Below are 12,512 nucleotides of genomic sequence, written 5' to 3'. Positions count from 1 at the left end.
CCTCTTGCCGAATGTTGCGCACCGAGAAGACGATGTGGCGGGCCGAAGTGTGACACCCCGCCTGTGCTGGATCAGCGGGGGCGTCAGTCGAAGAGTTCTTCTGCCCGCGTGGCGGTTACGGCCTGCACCAACCATGCGTTGAGCTGATCGATATCGGTGCATTCGGCGAGCATGGTGCGTTGCGCCACGGACAGCTCGAGCCCGCGGGCGGTCAGCACGGTGCGAACGGCATGGGCGGCTTCCTCCGCACGCCCTTCTTCACGGCCTTCTTCACGGCCTTTGGCCACATATTTGGTGGCGATGCGGCCACGGTATTCGGGAGAGCTCTTCACAAGTTCCTCCAGACGTCGGCTCGCCGCAACGGTCAACTCGTCGTCGACCAGATCAAGGTACATTTTCACACGTTCATCGTCGGTTTTCATCAGCCCGGCGAGAAAGGCCGAGAGCACCTCGTCCATGTGCGGACCGGCCCCGTGCGCGATCGCCGACAGCGTCGCGCGTTCTGGACTCCGCCGGGCTTCGTCAGGATCGGTCACGATGGGAAACCGGTCGGGTCCGAGCACCCGCGGGTGGATGACCGACCCGTTGGGATCGAGTTCGATCGGATTCGAGGCCCACTTCGCGACCTGTCGGCTGGGCGTCACCACCAGCAACACGGCTTGGCAGTGCAAGCGTGATCGCAGCGTGGTGACGTAGACGGGCCATTTCCAGCGCCGATCGTCCTTGCAGCTCAGCTGGACCTCGACGCACACGCCGAGTACCGGCCGATTTCGGTCATCGCAGGTGCTGAGCGCGAAATCGCCGCGATACTCCTTGGGCCCGATGTCGGTGAAGTCGCACGGCTCAGCCCGCATCTCGGCTTGCCCGGGCAGCCGCATTCCGAACTGTTCGACCAGCAGCGACGGAGCCAGGGTGATGTCTGTGCGGAAGAGGTCAAGCAAGCCTTCGTGCAGGTAGCTCGGCATGCAGCGCACCGTATAGCCGTTGATCGGGGGTCCGAAATCGGTACGGCGTGTTGTGCGCAACGCCGGAGTGGGACGTCGAGCCGGGCGGTCAGGCCGAGCGGCGGGCGGCCCAAATGGTGGCGGTGAAGAGGGCGACGCCGAGGATTGCCAGGAGGGCACCGACGGCGGCGGGGGCGGTGTAGCCGAGGCCGGCGGCGATGACGAGGCCGCCGAGCCAGGCGCCCGCGGCGTTGGCGATGTTGAGGGCGGCGTGGTTGAGGGCGGCGGCGAGGGTCTGGGCGTCGGCGGCGACGTCCATCAGGCGGGTCTGCAGTCCGGGAGCCAGGGCCGCGCCGGACGCGCCGACCAGGAAGGCGCCGATCGAGGCGGTGATCGGGTGGTGCGCGGCCAGGACGAAGCCGGCCAGGATGACCACCATCGCGATCATCCCGACGAAGATCGAGCGGTCGACGCCGCGATCGGCCAGCACGCCGCCGAGGATGTTGCCCGCCACCATGCCGAGGCCGAACAGGGCCAGCACGATCGGGACGGTGCCGATCGCCATGCCCGCCACGTCGGTCATCGTGGTGGCGATGTAGGTGTAGACGGCGAACATGCCGCCGAAGCCGATCGCGCCGACGGCCAGCGTGAGCAGCACCTGCGGGCGGCGCAGCGCGCCGAGTTCGGTCAGCGGATTGGTGACCTTCATGCCGGTCAGGCTCGGCACGAACCGCCACAGCGCGGCCACCGTCGCCACGCCGATCACGGCGACCACGACGTAGGCGTCCCGCCAGCCCAGATGCTGACCGAGCCAGGTCGCGCCCGGCACCCCGATCACGTTCGCCACGCTCAGCCCGAGCATCACCGCCGCCACCGCCTTGGCCCGCTGCCCGACCGGCGCGAGGGTGGCCGCCGCCAGCGAGGCGACACCGAAGTAGGCGCCGTGCGGCAGACCGGAGACGAACCGGGCCGCCACCAGCGTGCCGAAGGTCGGGGCGAGCACCGTGGCCGCGTTGCCTACGGCGAACGCGGCCATCAGCGCGATGAGCAGCTTCTTGCGCGGCACCCGGGCGAACAGCGCCGCGATCAGCGGCGCCCCGACCACCACCCCCAGCGCGTAGGCCGACACCGCGTGCCCGGCCGCAGGCTCGGAGATGTCGAAGTCGGCCGCGATATTCGGCAGCAGCCCCATGGTCACGAACTCGGTCGTCCCGATCCCGAACCCACCCAGCGCGAGCGCCAGCATCGCGGGCACATGCCAGCTCGTACGCGGCGTCTCGACGAGACCGGGCGCGGAAACGGAAGAAGTCACGCCTCCATGCAACGGGCCCCACTCCCCGATCGCTACCCGAGCCGAACGTGAGTTATCCCACCCGCTTGGCTCACGCCCCGCCGAGCTCGCCCGCCCGGACCCGGTCGAGGCCGGTCTCGGTACCTAGTTCGCGGCGACGATCGGCATCGGCGCGATAGAACTGGAGCAGGTGGTAGAGCAGGGCAGGGTCGATGCGGTGTGCGATCGCGTTCACCCGCATCGCGGTGGCGGCGGCACCGTTGCGCCGCACCAGCCGGGTTCGCCGCACCGTGACGAGGTCACGCGAGTGGACGACGACCACCCGATGGCGGTTCTCCTCCGTGGGCACGATGGCGGCGATGTCGTCCCAGCCGGTGGTCTGGTGGATGAATCCGGACTCGACGGCGAGACCCTCGGGTCCGAGGCGCACCCCGAGCCGATAGCGCAGCCAGTTGGCGATCGCCCAGCCGCCGTAAGCACCGAGCAAGCTCAGCGCCAAGCCGGCCAGGAGTACGCCGTAGTTCCATACGTGGTCGAGTTCGCGGGCCGGTTCCCGAATGGTGAGGACGAGCACGAGCACGCAGGCCGTCCACACGCTCGCGCCGAGCACGAGGCCGAGCGCGGCGATCATGGTGCTCCGCCGAGCGGGAAGGTACATCGCCGGTTCCTGCGTGATGGTCATTCGAGGCACGCGACGCCGCCGCACGCGCAGGAACACGGGCAGCACGAACAACCCGGACCCACACATCAGGGCTCCCGCACCACAGAACACGGCCAGCAGCGGATCGGACTCGTCGACCGCCGAGAAGACGCCCGACAGGAACAGCAAGGTCCCCGGCACGAAGAACGCCGCGATCACGGCGGCCATCGGATAACCGGGCCGCTCGGACCCGAAGCCCGCAGGCCATGGCAACAGATCACGATCCACGATCCCCCCTCGACAACGAACGACCCGATGAGTTGATCACGACGGAAAAGGCGCTCGCATCGGGTTCGATGCGAGCGCCTTTCTCAGCCGTGCGGGTTCCGCGGTTCGGCGCGGAGCCTCGGCTATCTCACTTCAGCGCGCGGGCCAGGTTGACGTCCAGGGCGCCGAGGAATTCCTCGGTGCTCAGGTAGCCCTGGTCGCCGCCGACGAGCAGCGCCAGGTCCTTGGTCATCTGGCCGCCTTCGACGGTCTTGATGACGACGTCCTCGAGCGCCTGCGCGAAGCCGATCACCTCGGGGGTGTTGTCCAGCTTGCCCCGGTGCTCCAGGCCACGGGTCCAGGCGAAGATCGACGCGATCGGGTTGGTCGAGGTCGGCTTGCCCTGCTGGTGCTGGCGGTAGTGCCGGGTGACGGTGCCGTGCGCGGCCTCGGCCTCACAGGTCTTGCCGTCCGGGGTGAGCAGCACCGAGGTCATCAGGCCCAGCGAGCCGAAGCCCTGGGCCACGGTGTCGGACTGCACGTCGCCGTCGTAGTTCTTGCAGGCCCAGACGTAGCCGCCCTCCCACTTCATGGAGGAGGCGACCATGTCGTCGATCAGGCGGTGCTCGTAGGTCAGGCCCGCCGCGTCGAACTCGGCCTTGAACTCGGCGTCGAAGACTTCCTGGAAGGTGTCCTTGAACATGCCGTCGTAGGCCTTGAGGATGGTGTTCTTCGTGGAGAGGTACACCGGGTAGTTCTGCTGCAGGCCGTAGTTGAACGAGGCCCGCGCGAAGTCCTCGATGGACTTCTTGAAGTTGTACATGCCCATGACGACGCCGCCGTCCTCGGGCATCTTCACGACCTCGTGCACGATCGGCTCGCTGCCGTCCTCCGGCGTGAAGGTCAGCGTGACGGTGCCCGCCTCGTAGACCTTGAAGTCGGTGGCGCGGTACTGGTCGCCGAAGGCGTGGCGGCCGATGATGATCGGCTTGGTCCAGCCGGGCACCAGGCGGGGCACGTTGGAGATGATGATCGGCGCGCGGAAGATGGTGCCACCCAGAATGTTACGGATGGTGCCGTTGGGCGAGCGCCACATCTTCTTGAGGCCGAACTCCTTCACCCGCGCTTCGTCGGGGGTGATGGTGGCGCACTTCACGCCGACGCCGTACTTCTTGATGGCGTTCGCGGCATCGACGGTGACCTGGTCGTCTGTCTTGTCGCGGTACTCGATGCCGAGGTCGTAGTACTCGAGGTTCACGTCGAGATACGGGTGGATCAGCTTGTCCTTGATGAACTGCCAGATGATCCGGGTCATCTCGTCGCCGTCGAGTTCTACGACGGTACCTTCAACCTTGATCTTGGACATGGATCTTCGTGTCCTCCTAGGATGGTGCCCTCATTGCACGGCCAGGCGAACACGCTTGTGAGCGGACCCCAGCTGTTCCAACAGACAACGTATATGCCCCGCGTTGTCTGCGGGACGTGTGGTGCAAACAAGACGAGCGTACTGCTGTCCCCTACCTCACCGCGATGGGAGGGCCCGCTGTGCGGGACTCCGCCTGCGCAGCGGACGGCAAACGGGTCGCAAGTGACCGCGGGCACTGTCGGGTGATGACCGACATACGCTCGACTCCCAACCTACTCGGCATGCGCCTGGCCCATCGCGCAATGCTCGCCGATACCGCCCGGTTCGCCGTTCTGGCCGGGGAGCTCGGCGCCAACCGGACACCTTGTCCGCCGCGGCGGGCCCGCGCGATCGCGGGCTATCTCGGCCTGCTGTGCGACTCCATCCACCATCACCATCGCATCGAGGACGAGGTGCTCTGGCCGATTCTGACCGCCGCAGCGGGCGACGCGATCGAGCTCAGGGAGCTCACCGACGACCACGCCCAGCTCGATCCGGCGCTGGCCGAGATCAGGACACGCTGCGCCGACCTGGTCGCCCGGCGCCCGGGGGCCGCCGCCGACCTGGCCCAGCGGCTGACCCGGCTGCACACCGTGCTCGACGAGCACATCGCCGACGAGGAACGGACGGTCTTCCCGGTCGTCACCGAGTACCTGACCGCCGCGCAGTGGGCCGAGGTCGAGGCGGCGGCCCGCACGGGCGCGGTGCTGAGTTTCGAGGTGCCGCGGATGGCGGCGGTCTGTACGCCCGAGGAGCTGGCCGAGGTGACCGGGGACGGCGGGTGGCCGTTGCGGGTGATGCTGAGGGTGTTCGGGGTTCGGTACCGGCGGCGCGAGCGGGTGCTGGCGGGCGGGTGAGTGCCGCTGCCGGGTCCGGTGGCAGCCGTGCGCGGGCGGGTCGCCGAGGTGTGACTACGCGGTCGCCGACGGCCCGTCGCCCGCCTGGTCTGCGGCGGCGCCCGCGTTGTCGAGTGCGGCCAGTTCTCCGGCGACGGCGGCGAGGACTTCGTCGGCCGCGACGCGGTGCCGGACAGCGGCGGCGTGGTCGCCCAGCCGGTCGGCCAGTTCGGCCAGGACGATGTCGACCGGACCGAAGGCGACCGACCCGGAGTCCATGCCCGCGATGGTGCCCGCTCTCGGCAGCAGGTCCTGATAGAGCCGCCGGGCCGCCTCGACCGTGCCGATCCGGGCGACCACCCTGGCCTCGAACACCGACATCGCGCACCAGTAGTAGTCACGCGGGACCGGAGCACCCGCGCCGAGCAGCGCGGCCGCTCGCTCGGTGTCTCCCGCGTCGAGCAGGGCCAGCATGTACGCGGACCTGAGCGCGTGCGGTGCGGCCGCGTTCAGCGCGGCGTAACCGTCGAGGCCGGGCGCGAGGTCGCCGAGCGCCCAGCCGGTCATCATCTCGGCCAGCAGGACCAGTTCGGCGCCGTTGGCGTGACCCGCCGCGATCATCTGCGCGCTGAGGTCGGCATCGATGGCCCTGGCGGTCGCGAAGTCGCCGCGCAGTGCGGCGAGCACCGCCAGATGCGCGGTGGAGACGACCAGCAGCGGGCCGAGCTGGCCGCCCTCGGCGCAGTCGAGCGCCTTGGCGATCTCGGCCCGCGCGGCGACGAGCCTGCCCGCACCCGAGGCGACGAGAAAGCGCACGAAATGCGCGACCGCCTGGTACTCCGGCAGACCCGCCTCGGTCGACACGCGCAGCAGTTCGTCGGCCAGGTCGCCGCGTTCCGGCCACAGATCGGGACCGAGCGCGACGAACGCCCTGGCATTGATTGCGGCGCACAGCGATTCGGGATCGCCGAGCTCGCGCGCCGCGCGCAGGGCCTCGGCGGAGCAGGCGAAGGCGTGCGGGTTGTCGAAGCCGACGACTTCGAAGGCGGTGGCGACGAGCAGCCGGATTCGCAGGTCGGGCGCTGTCGTGCGGGTCAGCGCGGCGGCCAGATCGGCCCGCATGCCACGGTCGGGAGCACCGCGTTCCCGGCTGGTCCAGATCGTGGGGGCGCGCCAGCAGGTGAGGACGGCGACGACGGGATCGGTGGCGATCCGGGCATCGTCAGCGGTGACGGGCTGCGTGTCGGCGCCGGGCGCGAGGGTGCGGGCCGTCGCCAGGGCTTCGGCGCGCAGGATGCGGGCCTGTTCGTCGTTGCCGCCGTAGGCGAGGGCGTTGATCAGCGCGCAGGTGGTCGACAGCGCCGCGAGGCGATCCGCGCGCGGCGCCGTGGCGTCGATATGTCCTGCGCGCGTGTGCAATTCGAGAGCGGAGCGCCACAGTGGCTCGGCGTCCTGGTGGGCGCGGCGGTCGGTGCGCCTGCGGGCGGCGGCGCGGACGTAGCGCAGCGCACGGGTGGCGTTCGCGGTGCCCGCGCCGGCGATGGCGTGGTGCGCCATGGCGTCGAGGTCGACTGTGGCGGTATCGGATTCGAGGTCGGCCGTGGTCGCGGCGGTGCGGCGCTCGAGGAGTTCCAGGGCCGACCAGTGCAGCCGGGCGCGGCGCAGGGCGGGGATGTCGCCGTAGACGGCGTCGCGGATCAGGGCGTGGGCGAAGGTGATCCGATCGGTGCCGGTGACGCGGACAAGCCCGGCGACGGTGACGGTGTCGACCAGGTCGATCAGGGTGTCCTCCGGCTCGGCGGTCAGCTCGAGCAGGGTGTCGAAGTCGATGTCGTCGCCCCAGACGGCGGCCAGGCGCAGCGCCCGGGCCGCGCCCGCGGGAAGCCGGGCGATTCGGCGGCTCAGCACATCGCGCACACCATCCGGCACGGCATGCAGGTCGCCTACCGCCGCAGCGAGTTTGGCGACCTCGCGGACGAACAGCGGGTTTCCACCGGTCCGCTCGCGCAACCGCTCGGCGGTGTCGACATCGATGGACCCCAACCCGGCACGGGCCGCGACCGCGCGCACGGCCGCGGTATCCAGACCACCCAGCTCCAACCGGCGACCGGTCGTGGCCGCCAGCGCCGCGGCCGTAGCCCGCACCCCCGCGTCCGCCTCGGACCCACGAGCGGTGACCAGGACCAGCACCGGCCGATGTGCGAGCCAGGCCACCAGCTGCCGCAGGATCTGCAAGGTAGCGCTGTCGGCGCGATGGACATCTTCGAGAACTACCAGCACAGGCCCGTCGGCCAGTCGCTGCCCACACGCCAGGGCCACCGCCTGCGCGATGGCGAACGGCCCCGCCTGCGCGCCGAGCCCATCCGGCACCGGACCTGCCGACGCCGCCCGCGCGCCGAGCCCATCGAGCAGATGTACCCAAGCCCAGGCGGCGGGCGCGCCGTCGACTTCGGGACACGCCGCGCTCACGACGGTCCACCCGTCGGCGGCGAGTGCCAAGGCCAGCGATTCGGCCTGGGTGGTCTTGCCCGCGCCCGCTTCCCCTTCCAGCCACACCACCCTGACCCGCCCGTGCGCCACCACCTCGGTGGCCTCGGCGAGCAGCGCCGCCCGTTCGGCGTCGTAGCCGACCGCGGCTCCGCCGAACCGTCCGCGCGTCCCCGGCTGATCCGAACCGCTGCCGACCCGGGCGGCATTCGCCGCGCCCGCTCCCGCGCTCGCCGATGCCTCCGGGGCGTCGCCGACGAGTCGCGTGGGCTGTCCCCCGAGGTGGTCGGTGAGCGATCCGGCCTTCGCGAGTGCGTTCGTCGACGTCACCGGGTCCGCGTCGTCGGCGGGCCGCACGGCTTCGGCCGAAATGATGGTCTGCGCTGATCCAGCCGATCGTCGCACCGGGTCGGCCGGGTGATCAGGGCCGGTCGACGCCTTCACCGGATCGGCGGGGTGCCTCGCGCCGGTCGAGTGGGGCGGCTCCGCGGTCGGTGGCAGGTCCAGTTCCGGGGCGTGGGTGAGGATCGCGGTTTCGAGGGCGGCGAGGGCCGGGCCGGGGCGGACGCCGAATTCGGTGTCGAGGTAGTCGCGGACCCGGCGGAGGGTGGCCAGGGCGTCGAGCTGGCGGCCGAGGCGGTAGTGGGTGAGCGCCAGGAGGCGGGCGGCGTGCTCGCGGTCGGGGTGGTCGGTGACGTGGGGCACCAGCAGGGCCAGCGCCTCGTCGGGGTGGCCGAGAGCCAGTGCCGTTTCGGCGCGGCGTTCGACGGCGACGCGGTGGAGTTCGTGCAGGCGGGCGGCTTCCGGGAGCACCCAGTGGGCGGTGGCGAAGGCGGCGTACGGCTCGCCGTGCCAGCACGACAGCGCGTCACCGAGCACCCCGTAGCGCCGCGCCGGGTCGACGCGATCGCTGTCGGCCAGCAGACGTTCGAACTGCCACGCGTCGACCACGGAGCGATCGAGGCGCAGGGCGTAACCGGGGGCCTCGGAGATCAGCACGGTGGCCGGGGCGCGGGGCGGGCGATCGGGTTCGAGGGCGCGGCGCAGGTAGGAGATGTGGGCCTGGAGAGCGCCGAGGGCCTTGGGCGGCGGGTCGCCCGCCCACAGGTCGTCGATCAGGCGATCGGTCGACACCACCTCGCCGCCGGCGAGAACCAGGCGGGCCAGCAGCGCGCGCTGACGCGGTCCACCCAGATCGGCGGGCCGGTCACCCACGTCGACCCGCAACGGGCCGAGTACTTCGATGCGTACGGCGGACCTGCCGCCGTACGGTCCCTCGTGTTCGATGCGGTCAATTTACCTGGCGATACGCACCCCCGCGATGCCGATCGCCACACCCTGGGCGACGGTTCCCGGGATGATCCACCACCCTTCGACACCCGGCAGCACCCCGGGCAGCATCGCCGCGAGCGTCATGGCCAGCGTGCCCAGGATGATCAGCCCGCCCGACCAGCGACCGAACACCGCGGCGGGCCGGATCAGCGCGTACACCGCGAGCAGGACGAACCCGAGCAGCAGCGCCAGCGACAGCGGCGCGAGCACCGCGGCCGAGGCGTCGGAGATCTCGGTGGCGGCGTGGTGGTCGAGCTGGGTGCTGACGAACACCTCGTGATAGGCCCCGATCGGGATCACCACCGCCAGCCCGGCGAACAGCAAGCCGTGCGCGAGCGTGAGCATCTTGCTCGTCCACTCGTCACCCGGCCCGCGGATGGCCCGGATCAGGGCGGGTAGCCCGACCGCCATCAGCACCGCGCCGACGGCGAAGGTGAGATGCGCGGCCGCCCAGGTCGGCGCCTGCTCGGCGGACTCGACGTGCTCCAGCGGGTGCATCAGGTTGCCCACCGCCCACAGGAGCGCGCCGACGGCCAGGGCCGAGGCCCGGCCCCGGTCCCGACTCCCCGGCGGGACGGGGCTCGACACGTGGTCGAGCGGATGCGTGTTGTTCGCCTCAGCGGCGGTCTCGATAGTCATGAACTGAGCGTGCGCACGACCGATTGGCGCCCACTTGCGAACGAATTGCGATCGCCTCGGCCGGTGGACGCACCGGAACCCCGCGGACCGGAAAGGCCCGCGGGGCTCGGCGCGCCGGACTCAGACCGCGATCGGCACCCGGGCGGCGTGCTCGTCGCCTTCGATCAGGTTCTCCGGCTTGTCCCTGATCATCACCGCGATCACCACGGCGGCGACGAGGAAGAACCCGGCGCCGACGTAGAACGCGACGTCGTAGCTGTAGATCGAGGCGCGCTCGACGAGGTGGTCGACGGTCGGATTGTCGGTCGCGTAGTTCTTCGCGGCCTGCACCGACAGCGTCGTCAGCAGCGCCGTGCCGACCGCGCCGCCGACCTGCTGGGCGGCGTTGAGCAGGGCACTGGCCACCCCGGAGTCCTCGGCGTCGACCTGATGCAGCGCGACGGCCTGCATACCGACGAACAGCGGGCCCATGCCGAGCGCGATCAGCAGCTGCGCGGGCAGCACGCTCAGCGCGTAGCCGTCGCCGTAACCGAGCTGGGCGAGCCACAGCAGGCCGGCGGTGCCGAGCAGCGCGCCGACGACCATCAGCGGACGCGGGCCGAGCTTGGGCATCAGCGCGCTGGTGACGCCGGCCGAGACGGCGATGCCCACCGGGAACGGCAGGAACGCGACGCCCGCCTTCAGCGGCGAGTAGCCGAGCGTGTTCTGGTAGTAGAAGCTCAGGAACAGGAACATCGCGAACATGGCGATCGGGATGAGCAGCGCGGCCAGCAGCGCGCCACCCCGGTTGACCTCCCCCGGAATCCGCAGCGGCAGGAGCGGATTCGACGACCGCGCCTCGATGACGACGAAGGCGATCAGCAGCGCGAAGCCCACCCCGAGCAGGCCGAGCGTGCTGCCCGCGAGCCAACCGTCCTCGGCGGCCCGGCTGAATCCGTAGACGATCGACACCAGCCCGAGCGTCACCGTGACGGCGCCGGGCAGGTCGTAGCCGCCGAGGCGCGGCGCGGGCACATCGCGCACGATGACCGCCAGCGCGCCGAGCAGCGCGACGATCGCGACCGGGGTGTTCATCAGCAGCGTCCAGCGCCACGACACGTACTCGGTGAGCGCACCGCCCACGATCAGCCCGAACGCGACCCCGCCTGCCGAGATGCCCGCGAACACCGCGAACGCGCGGGCCCGCTCCTTCACGTCGGTGAACGTCACCGACAGCAGCGACAGCGCCGAGGGCGCGAGCAGCGCGGCGAACGCGCCCTGCAGACCGCGGCCGAGGAACAGCTGCAACCCGTCCTGGGCGAGTCCGGCCAGGGCCGACGCGGCGGCGAACCCGACCAGGCCGATCAGGAAGATCCGCCTGCGCCCGAGGTAGTCGGCCATCCGGCCGCCGAGCAGCAGCAGGCCGCCGAAGATCAGCGTGTAGGCGGTGAGCGCCCACTGTTTGTCGCCCTCGCTGATGCCGAGGTCCTTCTGGGCGAACGGGAGCGCGATCGTCACGACGGTGGCGTCGAGGATCACCATCAGCTGCGCGGAGGCGAGCACGGCCAGTGCCCACCAGCGTCTCGAATTCGATTGCGGATCAGTCTGTTTCGCTGCTGTTTCGATGCCGGTCACCACGGACTCCTAGTCACTCGAAGGCTCGCGCTCAATCCTGGCACCGTGGGACAATTGGCGTCAAGAGCAAAATGTCTGACTGCGCCATTTGTCGTGAAAAGACAGACGAATCGGACGGGACGGTAGGCTGGAGAGATGCTGGACTCGACCACTCCGATCACCGGCGACCGGATGACCGAACCGGCAGGCCCGCTCGCGGCCCGCCACGCCCCGACCGGCCTGCGCGAGCGCAAGAAGCGCCAGACCAGGGCCGCGATCGTCGAGATCGGGCTGAGCCTGTGCGACGCGCAGGGATTCGACGCCACGACGGTCGAGCAGATCGCCGCGGGCGCCGACGTCTCCCCGCGCACGGTCAACCGGTACTTCCCGATGAAGGAAGACATCGTGCTCGCCCCGATCGACGATTTCGGGCTCACCGTGGCCGAGGCCCTGGGCGAGCAGCCGCGCACCGGCGACGAACTCGGCGCGCTGTGCGGCGCCTACCTGCAGGTCGTCGATTCCGAGGCCGACGCCGACGGCGTGCGGTTCCTGCGCCAGTTCCTGCAGATGCAGCGGATCATGCGGTCCAGCCAGGCCGTGAACGCGCGCGCCCTCGAGTACGCCGAGAAGAAGAACGTCGCGGTCTGCGCCCAGCTGGCCGAGCGGATGTCCACCACGCCCGACGACTTCTCGGTCCGGCTGGTGGCAGGCACCTGGCAGATGCTGTGTCACCTCTCGATCGCCGCGGTCGAGGACGGGCTGCTGAGCGCGACGCCGGAGGCCGCCGCGCAGGTCACCAAGGCCGCCATCCTGCGCGCCTACCACGAGCTCCGCCGCATCTGCGGCGCCCGGCCCGAGGCCGACACGCCAGGGCTCGGCACACCGGCGGCGGAGTGATCCAGGCGACGAAACCGGGGGAAGTTTCCGCGCGGACGCAACGGCCGGTTAACATGACGGCAAGGTCATGAGTACCAGCGCCAAGCCCCGGCTCGCTGGTCGGCAACCCTCCAGCTGCGGTGGGGTGCTCCGGGTGATGACCGGGCTCCCGAAGGCCGGGAGCAAGCGCGCATCGCAGGAG

The 12,512-nt window shown here is 70.6% G+C and carries 9 protein-coding genes and 1 riboswitch; of the genes, 2 read left to right on the top strand and 7 right to left on the bottom strand.

The window, feature by feature from the left end:
* Nucleotides 1-83: 83 nt before the first annotated feature.
* The 4 genes from AB0L91_RS17055 to AB0L91_RS17040 all read right to left on the bottom strand — a co-directional run bounded on the left by AB0L91_RS17055 (nt 84) and on the right by AB0L91_RS17040 (nt 4,508).
* On the bottom strand, nt 84-965 hold the full coding sequence (locus tag AB0L91_RS17055; protein WP_365010897.1) for a hypothetical protein: 882 nt from the start codon (nt 963-965) through the stop codon (nt 84-86).
* Between the two features lie 88 nt (nt 966-1,053).
* The gene (locus tag AB0L91_RS17050) at nt 1,054-2,190 is read right to left on the bottom strand and encodes an MFS transporter (protein WP_365011326.1); all 1,137 of its coding nucleotides are present in this window, start codon (nt 2,188-2,190) and stop codon (nt 1,054-1,056) included.
* Between the two features lie 136 nt (nt 2,191-2,326).
* A complete protein-coding gene (locus AB0L91_RS17045) occupies nt 2,327-3,163 on the bottom strand; it encodes a hypothetical protein (protein ID WP_365010894.1) in 837 nt (278 codons plus the stop codon).
* Nucleotides 3,164-3,290: 127 nt separating this feature from the next.
* A complete protein-coding gene (locus tag AB0L91_RS17040; protein ID WP_218717647.1) occupies nt 3,291-4,508 on the bottom strand; it encodes an NADP-dependent isocitrate dehydrogenase in 1,218 nt (405 codons plus the stop codon).
* 245 nt (nt 4,509-4,753) lie between these two features.
* Here AB0L91_RS17040 and AB0L91_RS17035 point away from each other — a divergent pair, with 245 nt between their 5' ends.
* On the top strand, nt 4,754-5,404 hold the full coding sequence (locus AB0L91_RS17035; protein ID WP_365010893.1) for a hemerythrin domain-containing protein: 651 nt from the start codon (nt 4,754-4,756) through the stop codon (nt 5,402-5,404).
* A 54-nt stretch (nt 5,405-5,458) separates the two neighbouring features.
* Here AB0L91_RS17035 and AB0L91_RS17030 read toward each other — a convergent pair whose 3' ends face one another.
* From AB0L91_RS17030 to AB0L91_RS17020, 3 genes are all read right to left on the bottom strand, one after another.
* Nucleotides 5,459-9,097: a BTAD domain-containing putative transcriptional regulator gene (locus AB0L91_RS17030; RefSeq protein ID WP_365010891.1), complete on the bottom strand. Its 3,639-nt coding sequence runs from the start codon at nt 9,095-9,097 to the stop codon at nt 5,459-5,461.
* Nucleotides 9,098-9,166: 69 nt separating this feature from the next.
* Nucleotides 9,167-9,841, bottom strand: coding sequence for a hypothetical protein (locus tag AB0L91_RS17025; RefSeq protein WP_365010889.1), 675 nt, complete (start codon nt 9,839-9,841; stop codon nt 9,167-9,169).
* A gap of 120 nt (nt 9,842-9,961) precedes the next feature.
* Complete coding sequence (locus AB0L91_RS17020) at nt 9,962-11,455, bottom strand: MFS transporter (RefSeq protein WP_365010887.1); 1,494 nt, start codon at nt 11,453-11,455, stop codon at nt 9,962-9,964.
* A 135-nt stretch (nt 11,456-11,590) separates the two neighbouring features.
* On the opposite strand from AB0L91_RS17020, the gene AB0L91_RS17015 reads away from it, so the two are divergent.
* Entirely contained in the window at nt 11,591-12,331 is a 741-nt protein-coding gene (locus tag AB0L91_RS17015) for a TetR family transcriptional regulator (protein WP_355271542.1), read from the top strand.
* Between the two features lie 63 nt (nt 12,332-12,394).
* Nucleotides 12,395-12,505: riboswitch (SAM riboswitch) on the top strand.
* Nucleotides 12,506-12,512 lie beyond the last annotated feature (7 nt).

It is taken from the genome of Nocardia sp. NPDC051833 (genome assembly GCF_040681225.1).
In the GTDB taxonomy this organism is placed as follows: domain Bacteria; phylum Actinomycetota; class Actinomycetes; order Mycobacteriales; family Mycobacteriaceae; genus Nocardia.
The sequence above is the reverse complement of the archived record's forward strand: the minus strand, read 5'-3'. Positions and strand labels throughout refer to the sequence as shown.

What these genes read in the sequence shown, in the direction of transcription:
- AB0L91_RS17040 (WP_218717647.1), bottom strand. Translation starts at nt 4,508, where the DNA reads ATGTCCAAGATCAAGGTTGAAGGTACCGTCGTAGAACTCGACGGCGAC.
- AB0L91_RS17025 (WP_365010889.1), bottom strand. Translation starts at nt 9,841, where the DNA reads ATGACTATCGAGACCGCCGCTGAGGCGAACAACACGCATCCGCTCGAC.
- AB0L91_RS17015 (WP_355271542.1), top strand. Translation starts at nt 11,591, where the DNA reads ATGCTGGACTCGACCACTCCGATCACCGGCGACCGGATGACCGAACCG.
- AB0L91_RS17055 (WP_365010897.1), bottom strand. Translation starts at nt 965, where the DNA reads ATGCCGAGCTACCTGCACGAAGGCTTGCTTGACCTCTTCCGCACAGAC.
- AB0L91_RS17050 (WP_365011326.1), bottom strand. Translation starts at nt 2,190, where the DNA reads ATGCTGGCGCTCGCGCTGGGTGGGTTCGGGATCGGGACGACCGAGTTC.
- AB0L91_RS17035 (WP_365010893.1), top strand. Translation starts at nt 4,754, where the DNA reads ATGACCGACATACGCTCGACTCCCAACCTACTCGGCATGCGCCTGGCC.